Annotated in this window: 14 protein-coding genes; 3 read left to right on the top strand and 11 right to left on the bottom strand. The window is 64.2% G+C overall.

The features are described 5' to 3' along the window. Nucleotides 1-139: 139 nt before the first annotated feature. Both QX071_RS19805 and thiD read right to left on the bottom strand, forming a co-directional pair. Nucleotides 140-595, bottom strand: coding sequence for an ester cyclase (locus QX071_RS19805; protein ID WP_315704360.1), 456 nt, complete (start codon nt 593-595; stop codon nt 140-142). 100 nt (nt 596-695) lie between these two features. Then, the gene (gene thiD / locus QX071_RS19810) at nt 696-1,496 is read right to left on the bottom strand and encodes a bifunctional hydroxymethylpyrimidine kinase/phosphomethylpyrimidine kinase (protein WP_315704361.1); all 801 of its coding nucleotides are present in this window, start codon (nt 1,494-1,496) and stop codon (nt 696-698) included. Nucleotides 1,497-1,615: 119 nt separating this feature from the next. Between thiD and QX071_RS19815 the strand changes: the two genes are divergently transcribed. Continuing rightward, complete coding sequence (locus tag QX071_RS19815) at nt 1,616-1,861, top strand: Lrp/AsnC ligand binding domain-containing protein (protein WP_315704362.1); 246 nt, start codon at nt 1,616-1,618, stop codon at nt 1,859-1,861. 541 nt (nt 1,862-2,402) lie between these two features. Next, nucleotides 2,403-3,515 carry a helix-turn-helix domain-containing protein gene (locus tag QX071_RS19820; RefSeq protein WP_315704363.1) on the top strand — a complete coding sequence of 371 codons (1,113 nt, stop codon included), beginning with the start codon at nt 2,403-2,405 and terminating at the stop codon, nt 3,513-3,515. On the opposite strand, the gene QX071_RS19825 is transcribed toward QX071_RS19820, so the two are convergent. Then, the gene (locus tag QX071_RS19825) at nt 3,472-5,964 is read right to left on the bottom strand and encodes an EAL domain-containing protein (RefSeq protein ID WP_315704944.1); all 2,493 of its coding nucleotides are present in this window, start codon (nt 5,962-5,964) and stop codon (nt 3,472-3,474) included. The two genes, QX071_RS19820 and QX071_RS19825, sit on opposite strands and share 44 nt — an antisense overlap. Nucleotides 5,965-6,228: 264 nt before the next feature. On the opposite strand from QX071_RS19825, the gene QX071_RS19830 reads away from it, so the two are divergent. Next, nucleotides 6,229-7,395, top strand: coding sequence for an ABC transporter substrate-binding protein (locus tag QX071_RS19830; RefSeq protein WP_409977717.1), 1,167 nt, complete (start codon nt 6,229-6,231; stop codon nt 7,393-7,395). A gap of 27 nt (nt 7,396-7,422) precedes the next feature. On the opposite strand, the gene QX071_RS19835 is transcribed toward QX071_RS19830, so the two are convergent. From QX071_RS19835 to murJ, 8 genes are all read right to left on the bottom strand, one after another. Then, nucleotides 7,423-8,343 carry a cytochrome c gene (locus tag QX071_RS19835; protein ID WP_315704364.1) on the bottom strand — a complete coding sequence of 307 codons (921 nt, stop codon included), beginning with the start codon at nt 8,341-8,343 and terminating at the stop codon, nt 7,423-7,425. Nucleotides 8,344-8,478: 135 nt separating this feature from the next. Beyond that, nucleotides 8,479-8,928, bottom strand: coding sequence for a c-type cytochrome (locus tag QX071_RS19840; RefSeq protein ID WP_315704365.1), 450 nt, complete (start codon nt 8,926-8,928; stop codon nt 8,479-8,481). Nucleotides 8,929-9,045: 117 nt separating this feature from the next. Beyond that, complete coding sequence (locus QX071_RS19845; RefSeq protein WP_315704366.1) at nt 9,046-11,355, bottom strand: xanthine dehydrogenase family protein molybdopterin-binding subunit; 2,310 nt, start codon at nt 11,353-11,355, stop codon at nt 9,046-9,048. 151 nt (nt 11,356-11,506) lie between these two features. Further along, nucleotides 11,507-12,490 (bottom strand): DUF1775 domain-containing protein, encoded by a 984-nt coding sequence (locus tag QX071_RS19850; protein WP_315727750.1) that lies wholly within the window; start codon nt 12,488-12,490, stop codon nt 11,507-11,509. 13 nt (nt 12,491-12,503) lie between these two features. Next, on the bottom strand, nt 12,504-12,932 hold the full coding sequence (locus QX071_RS19855; protein ID WP_315704368.1) for a copper uptake system-associated protein: 429 nt from the start codon (nt 12,930-12,932) through the stop codon (nt 12,504-12,506). Then, nucleotides 12,929-15,118, bottom strand: a complete 2,190-nt coding sequence (locus QX071_RS19860) for a TonB-dependent receptor family protein (protein ID WP_315704369.1) — start codon at nt 15,116-15,118, stop codon at nt 12,929-12,931. The genes QX071_RS19855 and QX071_RS19860 overlap by 4 nt, the downstream gene beginning before the upstream one ends. 38 nt (nt 15,119-15,156) lie before the next feature. Beyond that, a complete protein-coding gene (locus QX071_RS19865; RefSeq protein WP_315704370.1) occupies nt 15,157-15,537 on the bottom strand; it encodes a hypothetical protein in 381 nt (126 codons plus the stop codon). Nucleotides 15,538-15,719: 182 nt separating this feature from the next. Then, the gene (murJ, locus tag QX071_RS19870) at nt 15,720-17,252 is read right to left on the bottom strand and encodes a murein biosynthesis integral membrane protein MurJ (protein ID WP_315704371.1); all 1,533 of its coding nucleotides are present in this window, start codon (nt 17,250-17,252) and stop codon (nt 15,720-15,722) included. Between the last annotated feature and the right edge of the window lie 81 nt (nt 17,253-17,333).

Here is a 17,333-nt window from a genome sequence, read left to right on the forward strand (position 1 = left end):
TTATCGTGGGAGTTGGTGCCGCAGGCGGAATGGCGGCCCCGGTATTCAGCACCGGGATGCTACCCAGGGCAAATCGTTAACGTCATCTCGGGGCAGGCGCCGAAGCCGGTGCCCCCGGAGATATTCCGCGGCCGAAGCGTCAGAACATGCCGTTCTGATTGGCCGACTGTTCCGGGATCGGCTGCACCGAATCCCAGTGCTCTTCGATCTTGCCATCCTTCAGACGGAAGATGTCGACGATCGCATTGCCGCGGGTGCCGGGCTCGCGAATGGCGTGAACGCGGAGAATGACGAAATCGCCGTCGACCAGCACCTTCGTGATCTCGCTATGCGATTGCGGATACTTGGCCTTGAGGAATTCGATGAACTTGCGGAATCCCTCGGGGCCGTCCTCGGCGTTCGGATTATGCTGAACGTAGCTGCCGAGATATTTCGAGGCTGCCGCAAAGTCCTTGCGGTTCAGGCCCTGCTCATAGAAATCGAGCACGACCGCCTTGTTGCGCTCCTCCTGCGGCGAATAGGCCCGCTGCGCCAGCGCCGGGGCGGAAATCGTCACGACCATCGCCATCATCAGGGGGATCAGGGAGCGCCGCATTAGGTTACGTCCTTCTGCTGGAGGGATAGCGGTCATCACCATCTGCCCGCACTGCATGTCATGGATGTGTCGGCACCATCGTCAAACGCCGGCGATGCCGTCAATAGAACCGATACAGATGATGCACAGGACCGTGGCCGTGACCGACGGTGAAGCGGTCGGCAGCCGCGATGGCGTTGCTGATGAAGGCCTTGGCGTTGCGCACCGCTGTTTGGAGATCTTCTCCCTTCGCAAGCCCCGCCGCCACCGCCGAGGACAGCGAGCAGCCGGTACCATGGGTATTGCGGGTCGCCGCGCGCGGCGCGGTCAGCCTGAGGCTCGCCTGCCCTGTGAGGAGATAGTCCGTGCTCTCGGGTCCCTGGCCGTGGCCGCCCTTGATCAGCACGGCCGGACAGCCGAGCGCGAGCAACCGCCGGCCCTGGGCTTCGATCGCGGCCGCATCGGTCGCCACGGCCTCGTCCAGCAGCGCGGCCGCCTCCGGCAGGTTCGGCGTGATCAAGGTGACCAGCGGGATCAGGAGCCGCCGCAGCGCCGCGACGGCGTCTTCAGGCAGCAGCCGATCGCCCGAGGTTGCGACCATCACCGGGTCGAGCACGATATGGGCCGGCTTCCAGCGGCCCAGACTTGCGGCGATGGCCTCGATGACCGACGCCTGGGCCACCATCCCGATCTTGACCGCGGCAACGTCGAGATCGTCGAACACCGCATCGATCTGAGCGGTCACGAACTCCGGCGGCACCAGATGGACGCTGCTCACGCCGCGCGTATTCTGGGCCGTCAGCGCGGTCAGCACCGAGGCGCCGTAGACGCCGAGCGCGGCAAAGGTCTTCAGGTCGGCCTGGATGCCGGCCCCGCCTGAGGAATCCGAGCCGGCAATGGTGAGCGCAACGGGCGTGGTCATAATCCGTCCTAGCGCGGGCTCCCCGCCCTCGGCAAGCGCCGCCGTGGTCCGGATTGCGTCTCGACTCCCCTGCAAAACCCTATATTTAGGTCCGACAAGCCTTTCGGAGACAGCCTGCGATGGTTCCTTTCTTCGTCCAGATCAAGTGCAAGCTCGGCCAGTCCTACGCGGTTGCGAACGCGCTCGCCGAAGCCGAGATCGCCTCCGAGATCTATTCGACCGCGGGCGACTACGACCTGCTGGTGAAGTTCTACGTCGACAGGGACACCGACATCGGCCACTTCATCAACGAGAAGGTCCAGGTGATCCCAGGCATTCAGGACACCCACACGATCATCACCTTCAAGGCCTTCGGCACCGTCTAAGCGGCGCGATGTTCGCAGCGGCCTCTCTCGCAGCCAAGTGCGGCGTCGGACATTTGCGCATCCTGCGCTGGGCGCGCATCCTGGCAGGTTGACGCCAATCCCGTGCGACCTGCTCTTATCGCCCAAATGTACCAGAGGCTCTTGCAAAAGCGCCCGCCGTTTCCGGCGGGCGCATCCTATTGAAAAGGTATGGACTGGATTTTGGTGCTAAAAAAACCGAACCGACACGCCCGCGTGTCCCGGCCGGGTCGCTTCGCGCGCGCCTGACGGCTGCCGAAGGACCCGGCCGTTTCCGGCAACTTGGGTATGAGCGTCTTTAGGCGGGCGCACGCGCCTCCGGTCAAGCCGATTGCGCATGACGGGACAGCCGATCAAGAGATTGAGACAGAAGCGCAAATAGGCTAGCGGTCGGACGCCAGAACTCGCATCCTGCCTGGGGAAAACCTTTGCGACGGCTGGCGCCGGAGCACCGCTCGCCAATTCGTGGTTGCTCGGGATTCTTTTAAGGGGCGGCTCGGAAATCGCACGATGGACGCGGCCCATGAAACGGAAGCGAATTTCGGAACCGCCGCAGCAGCAGGACGTCGTGGAGACTGAGATCAAGACGGTATCGTCGCTAGTGCCGAGCTTCGGCTTTTCGTCCGAGGGGATGGAGACCGAGGCGAACATCGCGGCCTGGCGCGCAGCCGTCTCCACCTTTTTCGAGGTCGACGAACTGGCGGCGAACGAGCCTGGCCCGTTTCGGGCCGACGTCCGCTCTTTCGCGATGGGCTCAGTGCTGTTCGGCCTTGCGCGGGCGAGCGGCCAGCATTTTCGCCGCGATACCCACACCATTGCCCGTAGCGGCGTCGACCACGTCATCATTCAGGCCTATGTCCGTGGCGGCTATCACGGCACGGCGGGCGAGCGCCCAATCCGCGTCACCGCGGGCGACATCTGCGTCCTCGACCTCGCCCAGACGTTCGAGACCTGGGCGAGCCCGTTCGAAAACCTTACCCTGGTGATACCGCGCCCGATGTTCGACGCGCGTCTGCTGCAGATGCAAGGGCTCCATGGCCTTGTGCTGGCCGCGAATAGCCCTCTGACAGCGCTGCTCGCAAGGCATCTCGAAGCCCTGCTCGACTACGCACCGCGCATGAGCTTCGAGGAGTGCCAAGCCGTCGTCGAAGGCACCGTTTCGCTGGTGTCGGCTTGCATCAGGGGCGAAATCGAGCGCCGGGACGCCGAGCGCATCGCGCCCGAGGAAACCTCCTTGTTTCGCATCCGGCAGTACATCGAGACGCAGCTCTCGAGCGCCGATCTCAACACCGAGTCCGTCGCAGCGCATTTTGGCCTGTCGCGCGCATCGCTCTACCGCCTGTTCGCGCCGCTCGGCGGCATCGCGGAATACATCCGCAGCCGCCGCCTGCATCGGGCCTTTTTCGATCTGGTCGGTTCGCGGAATACCCGGATCAGCGAAGTGGCACGGCGCTGGCAGCTCGGGACAGACGCGCATTTCGCGCGCTCATTCAAGGCTGCGTATGGGATCACGCCCCGCGCCGCACGCGAGGCCGCGCTGCTTGGCTCACAGCAACATGCATCCGAGCAGGCCGACGCAGGACTGTCCACCCTCACGCGCTGGATGCGCGGGATAGCGCCGCCACGCGAGGAATGAGCGTCACCACCGAACCGACGCTGCTCGCTTCGGCGAATACGTCCGCGTCCTGGCCCGGCTCGTGCCGAGGCTCCTCGGCAGGCGGGCTGTCGATCGACCGCACGAACTGCAGATGGTCTTCGAGCTGGCTGATCGGCATCGGACGCCCGAGCAGATAGCCTTGCGCAAAGTTGACGCCAAGCAGCTCCAGGCGCGCGAGCTGCTCCTCGGTTTCCACACCCTCGGCGGTGATCTGCATGCCGAGCCCACGCGCCAAGGTCACCACCGAGGAAATGACGGCGACGCTTTCATCGCCCTCGCTCAGTTTGGCAACAAATGATTTGTCGATCTTGATCTTGTCGAACGGGAAGGCCGTGAGCGAGCGCAGCGACGAATAACCAGTGCCGAAATCATCGAGTGCCAGAGAGATCCCGATCCCCTTGAGCTTGTCGATGAAGTTCTCGTTCTCGGCCGCACGCTCCAGGAGCACGGATTCGGTGATCTCGATTTCGAGCCGCTCGGCAGCAAGCCCGGTCCGCGCCAGCGCCGACTGGATGACATCGAACAGTTCCGCCTGCTTGAACTGCACAGGCGAAAGATTGACGGCGACCTTGACGTCATCGGGCCACGATGTCGCATCGTCACAGACACGGCCGATGATCCACTCGCCGAGCGGCACGATCAATCCGGTCGACTCCGCCAGCGGGATGAACTGATCGGGCGGCACGAGACCCTTGACCGGATGTCGCCAGCGGACCAGCGCCTCGACGCCGCATCGCTCGCGGGTCTCGACATCGTAGAAGGGTTGATAGTACACCTCGAACTGGCATTGGGCGATGGCGTCGCGCAGGTCGCCCTCGAGCGTATTGCGCGCCTCGAATTCGGCGTGCATCACGTCGTCATAGACGGTGAAGCAGCTCCGTCCGGCCGACTTCGAACGATAGAGCGCAAGGTCCGCCTTCCTCAGCAGATCTTCGTGGCCGCGGCCATGCTCCGGCGCCAGCGCAATGCCGATGCTGGTGCCGATCTCGACCCGTTGGCCGGACAGCTGGAACGGCTCGGCAATCAGCTTGGTGATGCGCTGCGCCAGGTCGGTCGCCGCGCCCCGCTGCTCGGAACAATTGGCCTGGATCAGCGCGAACTCGTCGCCGCCAAGCCGCGCCAGCACATCGTCGGCGCGCAGTTGCGATCTGAGCCGTTGCGCGACCTGCACGAGCAGGGCGTCGCCGGCCCCGTGGCCGAGCGAATCGTTGACGTTCTTGAAGCGATCGAGGTCGCACAGGAACACCGTGAACCGACCTCCGCTCGCCGCGTTGATGCGCTCCATCTGTTCCAGGAAGAACGCCCGGTTGGCGAGGCCCGTCAGCGCGTCCGTCTGCGCCAATTCCAGCACGCGGCGGTTGGCGAGCGCCAGCTGCAAGGCATTGCGGCTGGAGAGTGCGAGATAGACGGCGAGGAAGATCGTGGTGGCGATTCCGGCGGCATAGATCGCAAGCGCACGGTTGTGGGTTGCGATCAAGCCGCCGTTGCCGGCGGGAGCTGCCTGAAACGCCCAATCCGAATCGCCGATGCGCAACGTCGTTGACCATACGTTTGGATCGGCCGGCCAGCGCTGCGGATCCACGCCCGACGATTCCAGGCCCTTCTCGGGCGGCAGCACGTTGATGGCGAGCGCCGGGCTGTTGGGGTTGTTCGCACGGATCGACTGCAGCAAGAGCGGCAGGTCGAACAGGCCGACGATGAAGCCGGTCAGATTGCGCCGTCGATCGGCGACCGTGGTCCGCGACGTGCCTTTGACATAAACCGGCACGGCAACCATGACCGCGGAGGAACGGCTGCTCGGTTGTTCCTCGAACAGGCGCGTGCGCAGCGCCGTGATCATGTCATAGTCGCGCGCCTGTTCCAGGACGAAGCGACGGTCGGGAAAGGTCCAGTAGTCGAGCCCGTAGACAATCGAGGTCTTGGGCTCGGTGGAGAAATACACCGGGAAGTACTCATCATGCTCCGGCGCAACCGCCCCATCGGGGTAGGATTTGATGCGATAAGCGGGCACGCCATCGGTGATGGCTGCGGCTTCGTATTCGCCGCGCTCCTTGCGATAGATCCGGGGGAGCCAAGCGATCCGCGTGATACCCGGATGGGCTTCGAACAGCCGGGCGCTGAAGGTCTGGTACTCGCTGCGAGTGATGTCGTCGTTCGCGGTCTCGAACCGCGTCCGCAGCGCGGTCAAGCGGCTCACATATTCGTTGAGGCCGTTCTGGATCAGAATGGCCTGCGCCTCGGCAACGCCTTCCAACTCGGCGCGCGCAAGACGGTTTTCCCAACGGCCAACCGCAACGGTGCCGACCAGCGACAGCACCGTGCCGAGACAGGCGGCTATCAGGGCCGGACGATAAAGACGGTATTTGGATGAGGCGCGCAAAGTCTCGCGCGCGCCGCCCGCACGATCATCGCCGGGCTTCTTCAGCATCCGTCCGCTGCGCACTTCCACCTGCAAATCCCGGCCCCCGTCCACACGGCTGTCCATGTTTACATGCGCTATCGGACACGCCACGGAGTTAAGGACGGTGAAAGAATGCCTGCGACTCCGCGGCGCAGCGGCGGCTTGGTTAACACGCGGCTTTCGCAGGTAGCGAAATACGTCATCATCCTTGCCCGGCCGTCTTAGCGCGGTCTTCACTCGGGCGACCTATGGTCGATGCGGACCATGCTGCAACTCATAAGACGAATGAAAATGGCGCTCTCGGGTTTGCGAACTCCCTTTTGTCTTGCCTTGCTCGGCTGCAGTCTATTCGCCGGCGTCGCAGACGCTGACGAACTGGGCGTGACCAACGACACCATCGTGTTCGGCCAGGTGGCCGCGCTCGAGGGGCCATCTGCCGCGATCGGACAGGCAACCCGGCAGGGCCTGCTCGCAGCCTTCAACGAGATCAACGACAAGGGTGGCGTGCATGGCCGCAAGCTCAAGTTGATCAGCCGCAACGACGGCTACGACCCGGACCGTTCCGTGGTCGAAACCGTGAAGCTGATCTATGAGGACAAGGTGTTCGCATTGATCGGAGCGGTCGGCACACCGACCGTGATGGCGACCGTGCCGATCGCCACCTCCAACGATGTGCCTTTCATCGGCCCGGTATCCGGCGCCGCGTCCTTGCGCGATACCGAGTTTCAGAACGTCATCAACATCCGCGCCAGCCACGCGGCAGAGGCCGAGGTCTGGATCAAATACCTGACCGAGAATCTACACCTGACCCGGATCGGCATCTTCTACCAGGATGATGCCTTCGGCCGCGATGTGCTGAATGGGGTCAAGACCTATCTGGACCGACGCGGGCTGGAGCTCGCCGCTGAAGGCACGTTCGAGCGCAACACGCGCGCGGTCGGCGTCGCGTTCAAGGTCATCAGGCGCGCTGAACCGGAGGCGGTCATCCTGGTCGGGACCTACGGCCCGTGCGCGGAATTCATCAAGATGGCGCACCGCAGCGGCTTCACCCCGACCTTCGTCGCGATATCCTTCGTCGGCGCCAACGCTCTCGCCAAGGAGCTCGGGCCCGACGGCCGCGGCGTGATCGTGTCAGAGGTCGTGCCGTTCCCATGGGACACGCAGAAGAAGCTCGTGGCCGATTATCAGATGGCGCAAAGGGCACTGGACCCGAACCAGCCGCCGGACTTCATCGCCCTCGAAGGCTACCTGACCGGACGACTGGTCGGACAAGCCCTGGAGATGGCCGGCCCCAATCCGACGCGAGCAGACCTGGTGCGGGTCATCAACGAGACCGGCCAGTTCGACATCGGCGGAACGGTCGTCGCATTCGGCGCCGCGCGCCGATCCAATCCGCCCCACGTATCGCTGACCGTCATTCAGGGCGACGGCAGCTTCCAGCTGATCGAAGGCTTCTGATTGAAGCCCGCGCTGACCGCCTGCCGTTCAGCCGGCCGGCTTCGCTGGCTTCGGCGGCCCCTCCACCGGCGGCAGTGACTTCAGATAGATCGCCATCGCGGCGCGATCTTCCGCACTGAGCTGCGAGGTGTTGCGGATCACACGCGTCATTGCGCCCCCGACGCTGTCGCCGTCGGGCAATTGTCCGCTTTCGAGGAAATAGCCGAAGTCGCTTTCGCTCCAGTCGGCCAGGCTTTTCTGAGTGATGTTCGGTACGAAGCCATGCCCTTCAGGATCCGGGCCGCCGGCAAAACGCTGCGCTGCGATGAGGCCGCCCAGCAGATTGCGCGGGCTGTGGCACTCGGCGCAATGACCGAACGTGTTGACAAGATAGGCGCCGCGATTCCACTGCGCCGAGCGTGATGGATCGGGCGTGAAGGGCTTGTCGTCGAAGAACAAGAGCTTCCAAACGCCGAGATTGCGGCGGAGGTTGAACGGAAAGGGAAGCTCGTGATCGCGCGATTTGCCGGACACCGGCGGCAGCGTCTTCATATAGGCGAAGAGATCGCGGACGTCCTCCACCTTGGCGTGCGCGTAGGACGTGTAGGGAAATGCCGGGAAATAGTGAGTGCCGGCGGGCGAGACGCCACGGAGCAGCGCATTGACAAAATCGGCTTCGCTCCAGCGCCCGATTCCGTCGGTCGGATCTGGCGAGATGTTCGGCGCATAGAAAGTGCCAAAGGGCGATGCGAGCGGCAGTCCGCCACCAAGCTTCAGCCGGTCGGGCTGGTTCGGCACCGCGTGACAGGACGTGCAACCGCCGGCGTTGAACACCTCCTGGCCATTGGCGAGATCAGGCGTGCGTGGCGCGAGTGCCAGCGACATGGCCCTTGGCAGCGTGAGCCACCAAAAGGCCATGAGCGCGGCAATACCGAGTGTACAGAGCGAAATGAGAACGCGTCGCAGCATCGCTGGTCCGTATTCAGCATGTCCTGGCAGCGTGGCCGCGAGGCGATGTCGGGGCGAGCCAGACCGGGCATCGCCCCGACACGAGAAGATAGGCAGGCCGATGCAGATGCATCCGCCCGTCCTGCAGACTGCCCATCAGCTGTTCTTGAGACGGAAGGTCTCGTGGCAGCCGCCGCATTCCTTGCCGATCGCAGGCGCGACCGCCTTCAGGCTGTCGAGGTCTTTCACCTTGGCCTTGGCTTCGGTGACGACCTTGGCGAAGCTGTCGATCTTGGCTTGGAAGCCGGCCTTGTCTTCCCAGATCTTCGGCGAGGGGCTGTAATCGCCTCCGAATTTCGCCGCCTTCAGGCTGTCCGGAAACATCGTCGGCAGCTTCTTGGCGGTCTCGTCGAGCTGCGCGAGCGCGGCATTGACCGCGGTCTGGTCGTAAGGCTTCTCGCCCTTGACCATCGCGATCATCACGCCGCCAAGATTCTTCGCATTGGCTTTCATGGTCTCCTGGTCATGCTTGACCAGATCCTGCTGTGCCATCACAGCGCCTGCTCCCAGCAGCAATGCTGCAACGGCTACCACAGTCCGCTTCATCAATTCGCTCCATTGTTGTCGCAATCCCACCCAGCCTTCCTGGGCGGGGCAAACCTGTCGTTCAACCCCAGTGCCGGCGGCTTATTCCGGAATTGAGGCGGATGTCGGGGAAGCTACCTACAGACTATGACGCCGATGTTGCTCGCGAATGGCGATCCAGATCCGCTCGGGCGTGGCCGGCATATCGACATGGTCGACCTTGCACTCGCGCCACAGCGCATCGATGATCGCGTTGACCACCGCCGGACATGATCCGATCGCACCGGCTTCACCGGCGCCCTTCACCCCCATCGGGTTGGTCTTGCACGGGACGTTATGGGTCTCGAACACAAAATGCGGCGCATCGGCCGCACGCGGCAGCGCGTAATCCATGTAGCTGCCGGTGACCAGCTGCGCGTCCGCGGCGTTGTAGACCACCTGCTCCATCAGCGCCTGACCGATGCCCTGCACCGCACCCCCGTGCACCTGGCCGGCGAGCAGCAGCGGATTCAGCGTGACACCGAAATCGTCGACGATCACGTAGTTGACGATCCTGGTGATGCCGGTTGCGGGATCGATCTCGACCTCGGCAACATGGGTGCCGTTCGGATAGGTGCCGTCCGCGCTCGCGAAGGTTGCGCTGCCGCTGAGCTTGGCGGGATCGACGCCCGGGCGCTTGGCGAGATCGGCGAAACTGATGGCGCGGTCGGTGCCAGCAACACGCACACGCCCTTCGGAAATTTCGAGATCGCCGACGCCGGCCTCGAGCGCTTCGGCCGCGACCTGCTTCAGCTTGTCGCCGAGTTCATGGGTCGCGCGCTGCACGCTGACGCCGCCCGAAGGAATCGAGGCCGAGCCGCCGGTGCCGAGGCCCGTCGCAACCTCATCGGTGTCGCCCTGATGGATGTGCACGCGCTCCGGCGGCAAGCCGAACTGCTCGGCCACGATCTGCGCATAGGCGGTCTGATGGCCCTGCCCGCTCGACTGGGTGCCGATCAGGATGGTGACGTCGCCATTGGGATCGAGGCGAACGTTGGCAGTCTCCTCGCCCATCGTGCCACAGACCTCGACATAGCTCGCAAGGCCGATGCCCCGGATCAGCTCATGCTTCTTCGCCGCCCTCGCGCGCTTGGGAAACTCCTTCCAGTCGGCGATCTCCATCGCGCGCTTGAGATGGGCGGCAAAGTCGCCGGAATCGTAGACCTTGCCGGTCGCGGTCTTGTAGGGCAGCGCGCGCGGCGGAATGAAGTTCTTCTTGCGGATCGCATCCACGCTCATATCGAGCTTGCGGGCGCAGGCATCGACCAGACGCTCGATCACATAGGCCGCCTCGGGCCGGCCGGCGCCGCGATAGGCGTCCACCGGAACGGTGTGGGTGAAGACGGTGCGGACGCGGCAGTGGAACGCCTGGATATCGTAGAGCCCCGGCAGCATGCCGGCACCGCCATGCGGGATATAGGGCGCAAAGGTCGAGAGGTAGGCACCCATGTCGCCCATCAGGTCGACATCCATTCCCAAGAACTTGCCGTCCTCGGCAAGCGCCATCTTCGCGACGGTCACGTTGTCGCGCCCCTGCGCATCGCCCATGAAATGTTCGGCGCGGTCAGCGGCCCAGCGCACCGACTTGCGCAGGTGGCGAGCGGCGACCGCGAGCAGCGCATATTCCCGATAGGGAAACAGCTTCGTGCCGAAACCGCCGCCGACATCGGGGCAGATCACGCGCATCTTCTCGACCGGGATCTTCAGCACGTTCTGGCACAGGATATCGCGCAAGCGATGGCTGCCCTGGCTGCCGGCCGTGAGCGTCAGATGGTCGCGCTTGACGTCGTATTCGCAGACGGCAGCCCGCGTCTCCATGAAGCTTGCGACCACGCGCGGATTGACGATCCTGACCTCGGCTACAGCATGAGCCTTGGCGAACGCCGCGTCCGCTGCGCTCTTGTCGCCGATCGAGACGTCGAACAGAACATTGCCCGGATGATCGGGCCAGACCTGCGGTGCGCCGGGCTTGACCGCATTGGCGACGCCGGTGACCGCCGGCAAGGTGGTCCAGTTGACCTCGATCGCCTCCAACGCATCGCGGGCGTGATCGAGCGTATCGGCAACCACGAAGGCCACGGCGTCGCCGACATGGCGCACCTCGTCCTTGGCGAGGATCGGGTAAGGCGGCGCGGTGAAGGGGTCGGTTTCCAGATTGAACAGGCAGGGCAGTCCGCCGAGATCCGCGACATCGTCGGCCGTCAGAATCAGGGCTACACCGGGCAACAGCCGCGCCTGGCTGACATTAATCGTGAACTTGGCGTGCGCATGCGGCGAGCGCAGCACCAGCGCATGCAATGCAGCCGATGGCGCGAGATCATCGGTGTAGCGGCCTTTGCCACGGATCAGTGCGTCGTCCTCCTTACGGAGAACGCTCTGACCGACGCCGAATTTGATTGGAGCTGTCATCTTGTTCCACTTCCCGTTGCGTTCCTCGCAATATTGCCAGCATATTGCAGCGGATCGCCGGGCCACGCAAACGCTTCGCGGCATCCACGATTGATGCTGCGTCGCATCCGCGTGGCGGGAGGTGCCCCTCGCCGCCACGCGCACCCGACAATCAGTGCTGGTGCATCTGCTTCATCGCCGAATCGGAGGAAGCGGCCGCTCCCTCCTGCCCGACGGGACCTTGGGCCCCGACCGCGAGGATATCGAGCAGGGTCGCAACCTTGCCCGCGCGCTCGAACTCCAGCACCAAGACCGTCTCCTGTCCCTGCACCAGCGGTGCCTTGAGCCCATTCAACATCAAGTGAATCCCGCCGGGCGCGAGGGTCACCGTCTGTCCGGGAGCAATCGCAAGGCCCTGCTCCAATGATCTCATCGTCATGACGCCATCATGCGTGACCATCTCATGAATCTCGGCCCTCTCGGCGAGGTCTGAACTGACGGCAATCAGACGGTCCGGCTCGGGACCGGCATTGGTGATGGTCAGATAGCCCGCTCCGACCTTGGCACCGGCAGGTGTCGCCCGACACCAGGCCGAGGAGATCGCTATGGCGCCCTTTGAAACTCCAGCCAAGGGGCCGGCAGCCGAGAGACGCAGCAGCGGAGCCGGATATTTCAGCGTGTGCGGGTCCTGCCCGGTCGCAGCCAGCTCGACCCACTTCGTAACCCCGGTCTCGCAATCCTGGACGGCGGGAAAGGCCAGCACGTCGCCGGGCTTGAACGTGTCGGCGATGAAGCCGGAGAACGCAAACTCGTCGTAGAAGGAATCCTCCAGGCGGCCGCCGCTCCAGGTGATTTCCTTGACACCTTCGGCGAGCTGCTGGCCGTGCATGAACGGATAGGCCCGCGCGTAGGCGCCCTTCTTCACTTCGACCGTCCAGCCCGGCTTGGGCATCGGCTTCACCGCGATCATGCCCTCCGGCACCGACACGGTCAGACGAATGGTGGCCGATCCCTCGCAGCCATGCGGCACCGCCAGCACGGCCTTGAAGGATTTTCCGATCCGCGCCTCGGGCTTGTCGAGCACGACATGGGCCGAGGCGGGTTGGCCGACGATGATGGCAAGCAGACCGACTGCTGCAGCTGTGATCGATTTCAAGACATACCTCCGATCATTGACGTAATTCGCCGTCCATGCGGACGACACCTTCGAAGCTCGACAGCAGCGCAAGGCGGTCGCGCGTCAGTTGCTGCTCGCTCGCGGCCAGTGCCGCCACGAGTTCGGCGGCGTCGGACGACGACACACCGGCGAGCCTGAGCGCCGCGGAATCCTTGATTCCGTCGCCGGCACACAGAACCAGGCGCCACCCGTTCGCGCCGTGCCTGAGCAGCGCGCGACCGCCGGTGGCGCCTTGTGTCCAATCCGCGATCGCGTGTCCGCCCGACACGACGACGGGATCGACCACAAGACGCGCCTCCGGCTTGTCGAAGGTGGCCATCAGCACGTCACGGACCGCGTCTTGATCCGCACCGGCAACAGCCGCATCGGCCCTCACCAACGAAGCCACGGCCATGAGGGCCTTCAGGATCGTCGTCCTCATAGCCTCCACCTCATGCCTGCATAGACCGCCCGACCATTGCCGGGGTTGAACAGGGTCGAGGCCGCAGTAGCGCGGTCGATGATGCTGGTCGCCGCGATGTAGGCTTTGTTGCCGAGGTTGCGGCCCTCGACATAGGCGGAAAAGTTCCTGCCGTCGTCATAGGCCGCCTTCAGGCCCCAGATCAGATAGGGCTCGGTCGTCAGCGTGTTGGCGCTGTCGACGTAATAGGCTTGCGGAATCCATTCGATATTCGGACCGACGGAGAAGCCGCTCGGATGCTTGTAGAGCAATTCCGCGCGCAGGAAATGCGGTGGCGCGCCGGGCAGCCGGTTGTTGCCCCACGTCGCATCGTTGACATAGCGGAAATCGCTGTAAGTGTAGGCCAGGTTGAGCCAGATCCTGTCGGGCTCGCCGGCATGGACCGCGAGCCCTTTGAACAGGCTGACGCCAAGCCCCGCTTCGACGCCCTGGTGCATCGTCCGGTCGGCATTGGTGACGTTGCACGTCCCGAACGACGAATAGAAGCACTGCAGCTCGTTGCGGAGATCGGCATGGTACAGCGCGAGATCCCAGGTCACGTCGGGTCGCCGGCCCCGGGTGCCGATCTCATAGGTCGTCGCCGTCTGCGCCTTGATGTCGAAGAACGGGATGGTCGGAAAGGTCGGATTGAGGAAGTTCGGCGCGACGCTTTCGCCGAAGCTGGGCGCCTCACCGCTGCGGGACACGTTGGCGAACACCTGCCAGGACGGATCGACGTCCCAGAGAACGCCCAGCTTGGGGCTAAGGATGTTGAAAGTGCTGGTGCCGGGCACGTCGCCGTTGAGCGAGAAATTGACCTGCTGCGCCCGGACCGCATGCAGGAACTGTGCGCCCGCGATAAGCGAGACGCTCGGCACCACATACCAGGCGTTCTCCGCGTAGAGTGTGTAGTTCTCCGGCTTCTGCAGCAGCGACGACAGCTGCGCACCCTTGTTGCCGCCGATATTGGCGAACTGATCGGCGTCGATGGTGCCGTTCAGGATGTTGAGGCCGACCGTGAAGCGGTTGCGGTGCCCGCCGATGATCCGGTCGTCGACCGCGCGCACGAAGCCGCCATAGTCATGGTAGCGGTAGTCGAGCCACTGATAGATGGGATGCATCAGATGGCGTTCGACCGCGAACACGCCGAAATCGATCTCGGTGTTGTCGAGCCGGATCGTCGATTTGTTGGCGATCCGAACGGTATCGATGTTGCGCTGCCAGTCGTTGACGACGTTGGCGGTCGCGGCGGTTCGCGGCGAACTGAGCGCACTGTCCTTGGTGACCTCGCCCGGAATGCGCTGCCGGACCGTGTTGGCATTCAGATAGAAGCGGGTCTCGAACTCGGGCGAGAACTGATAGCCGAAATTGGCGCTGGCGCGCTCACCGTTGCCCCAGCTGTGATCGCGATAGCCATCTTGACGCCAGGCCGATCCCGTCACGAAATAGTCGGCCGGACCGCTCGCGCCGCCGGAGGAGACCTGGCTACGCAGATAGCCGAAGGCGCCGGCATCGAGACGCGTGTCGAACCAGGATGCATCGCGTCCCGTCGGCATCACGAAGTTGATCGCGCCGCCGAGCGCATTGGCGCCGAACTGCAGGGCATTGGCGCCCTTGTAGACTTCGACATAACGGTAAGCCGTCGGATCGATTTCCTGGAAGTCGCCGTAACCGTCCGACGTGTTGATCGGGATGCCGTCCATATAGAGCTGGGTCCCGCGCAGGTGATAATTGCGCGACAGGCCCGAACCGCGGATCGCCAGACGGGTGTCGTCGCCCCATTTCGGCTGGGCGAACACGCCGGGAACGTAATCCAGCAGGTCCTTGATGGTCTGCGCCGGCGCATTCTTGTAGGCGGTGTCCGGCACGAGGGCGACAGCGCCGGGCGTCTGCTCGATCGTGCGAGTGGCCTGCTGCGTGCCCGGCACGGTCAGGCTGGCGGAAGGCTGGGCGGGTGCGGTCGCCGGCTGGGACGCAGTCGGTTGTGGCGCGCGCCCTGCATGCCGGGCCTGCTCGGTGCCGGACCTCGCGGACCTCGCCTGTTGCGGCTGCGGCGGCTCGACATTGACCGGCGGCAGCTGGGAGCTCTGTTGCGCCTGAGCCGAGGCGTAGGATGACGACGTGACAAGGCACGTCGCCGCGCAAAGCGCGGTTACGAAACGAGACATCATGGGACCTCTGGAGAACGAAAACCTGCGAACGTCGGTTACGTGTTCTCTGGTGGTCCTTGCGAGGTGCGGGGATCGTGCAGACGGTCATCGCGCGCCGGCAGCGCCGCGGCGAGAACCTGATGGGCAGCCGCGGGGACGCGCCGGATGACGCCGGCTTCCGCCTGCGGCAGCGGCGAGGCGTGAGCTGCAAACGCGCAGATGGCGCAAAAGCCGCGATGAGTGTCGGGTGATTTCGGTGCTTCGGACCCGTGGGGAATTCCGGTGTCCACACAGAGCGCTTGGGCGACGTCGAGAACCGGTGCCGACATCTGGGCCGAGACGAGGCTCGCCAGAACGACCTGCAAGGCAAAGATATAGGCGGCCGCAATGCTGACCGCCATCCTCGCGATGCCCCGGATGTGAGTTTTCTTGATCACGCCCAATCCCCGCCACGGACCTTATCGGCCGAACAGGTCAGGCGCAAGACAGCTCGTGTCGACAGCTCGTGTAGTTGTCCGGAAATTCGCGGACGATGGGATAGTCCGAGCAGGTCCCATCCGTGCGTCAAAAGGGAAAGCGGGCAGCGCGCCGACTGAATTTCACAAAACCTTCGATTACGTCAGCTTCGCAGAACCAGCGCCTTGAGCCAGCGTAGGCCGAACAGGCCGAGCATCGCAGCGGCATAGATGATGGCGCCGACTACGATCAGCACGGCCAGCACAGCCTCGTCGCGGAAGCTACCGAGACCTGCGAATTGCACCTTGGCGACACCTGCGGTGAACCACAATGCTCCGGCAAGCAGGAGTCCCGTCACGGCAAAGCCGAGCAGCGAGCGGCGGAACCTGCTATCAAACTCAAGATAGCCCTTGTGCACAGCGAAGCCGAGCACAAGCAGCAGATTGATCCAGGCGCCGATGGCGGTCGCCAAGGCGAGCCCGACTTGCGCCAAGGATCCCATCAGCAGCACCTTGAGCAGCATGTTGGCGGCAAGACCGGTCAAGGATGCCTTGACCGGGGTCGCAGTGTCCTTGCGCGCATAGAAGGTCGAGACCGCGCTGCGGATCAGCACGAACGGAATGAGGCCAACCGCGTAGGCTGCGAGCGTAGCGCCAGCCGCCGCGGCATCCCCCCGCGTGAAGGCTCCGCGCGCGAACATCGCGCGCGTGATGACATCGGGCACCGCGAGGAAGGCGGCAACGAACGGCACCGAGAACAGGAGCGTGAAATCAAAAGCGCGGCGCTGGCTCTCCATCGCCCCCTGGTGGTCATTGGCGGTGAGCCGCCGCGACATTTCCGGCAGCAGCACGGTGCCGACAGCGATCCCGATCACCCCGATCGGCAGCTGATTGAGGCGGTCGGCGTAATACAGCGCCGACAGCGCACCGGCCGGCAGAAAGGTCGCGATGATCGTATCGGCGAACATCGCAACCTGCGTGCCCATTGACCCCAAGGTCGCAGGTCCCAGGGCGCGGAAGAAGGCGCGGATGTCTTCATCGAGCTTCAGCGGCGCAAAGCGCGGCAGGCCGCCATGCCGGGCCAGATCGCCCGCCAGCAGGAAATATTGCAGAAAACCGGAGATCAACACGCCCCAGGCCGCGGCATGGCCGGCGGTCGGGAAAAACGCGACAAGCGCCAAGGTCGCCATCATCGCGAGATTGAGGAAGATGGAGGCGGCTGCGGCGCTCGCGAAGCGCTGCATCACGTTGAGCATGCCGCCGTAAAGCGTCACCAGCGTGATCAGAAGCAAATAAGGGAACGTGATGCGCGTGAGCTCGATGGCGAGTTCACGCTGGGCCGGATCTTCGGTGAAGCCGGGCGCCAGGATCGTCATCGCCTGCGGCATGAACAGCCAGGCGAGGATCAGCAGCACGACCTGCGAGGCAAACAGCAAGGTGAAGATGCGGTCGGCGAACAGGCTGGCCGAGGCCTCCCCCTTCTCGCCGTGCACATGCGCATAGGCCGGCACGAAGGCGGCGTTGAAGGCGCCCTCGGCGAAGATCGCGCGGAAATGGTTCGGCAGGCGGAAGGCGACGAAGAAGGCGTCCGCCACCGGGCCGGCACCAAGGATCGCGGCCAGCATGATGTCGCGGGCGAAACCGGTGAGGCGCGACAGCAGCGTGTAACCGCCGACGGTGAAGATGCGTCCGAGCATGCGCCGCTTCTAAAGCATCGACGGACCACTTTGAAGCGGAGAACGCGAGAGCGTCCCCTCCCCCGCTGCCGGCGGAGGGAC

It is taken from the genome of Bradyrhizobium sp. SZCCHNS1022 (assembly GCF_032484835.1).
GTDB lineage: Bacteria > Pseudomonadota > Alphaproteobacteria > Rhizobiales > Xanthobacteraceae > Bradyrhizobium.

Excerpts from the sequence above, each read along its gene's own strand:
- QX071_RS19845 (WP_315704366.1), bottom strand. The coding sequence starts at position 11,355 with ATGACAGCTCCAATCAAATTCGGCGTCGGTCAGAGCGTTCTCCGTAAG.
- QX071_RS19835 (WP_315704364.1), bottom strand. The coding sequence starts at position 8,343 with ATGCTGCGACGCGTTCTCATTTCGCTCTGTACACTCGGTATTGCCGCG.
- QX071_RS19830 (WP_409977717.1), top strand. The coding sequence starts at position 6,229 with ATGGCGCTCTCGGGTTTGCGAACTCCCTTTTGTCTTGCCTTGCTCGGC.
- QX071_RS19815 (WP_315704362.1), top strand. The coding sequence starts at position 1,616 with ATGGTTCCTTTCTTCGTCCAGATCAAGTGCAAGCTCGGCCAGTCCTAC.
- QX071_RS19860 (WP_315704369.1), bottom strand. The coding sequence starts at position 15,118 with ATGTCTCGTTTCGTAACCGCGCTTTGCGCGGCGACGTGCCTTGTCACG.
- QX071_RS19805 (WP_315704360.1), bottom strand. The coding sequence starts at position 595 with ATGCGGCGCTCCCTGATCCCCCTGATGATGGCGATGGTCGTGACGATT.
- QX071_RS19820 (WP_315704363.1), top strand. The coding sequence starts at position 2,403 with ATGAAACGGAAGCGAATTTCGGAACCGCCGCAGCAGCAGGACGTCGTG.
- murJ (WP_315704371.1), bottom strand. The coding sequence starts at position 17,252 with ATGCTCGGACGCATCTTCACCGTCGGCGGTTACACGCTGCTGTCGCGC.
- thiD (WP_315704361.1), bottom strand. The coding sequence starts at position 1,496 with ATGACCACGCCCGTTGCGCTCACCATTGCCGGCTCGGATTCCTCAGGC.
- QX071_RS19855 (WP_315704368.1), bottom strand. The coding sequence starts at position 12,932 with ATGAGGACGACGATCCTGAAGGCCCTCATGGCCGTGGCTTCGTTGGTG.
- QX071_RS19825 (WP_315704944.1), bottom strand. The coding sequence starts at position 5,964 with ATGCTGAAGAAGCCCGGCGATGATCGTGCGGGCGGCGCGCGCGAGACT.
- QX071_RS19840 (WP_315704365.1), bottom strand. The coding sequence starts at position 8,928 with ATGAAGCGGACTGTGGTAGCCGTTGCAGCATTGCTGCTGGGAGCAGGC.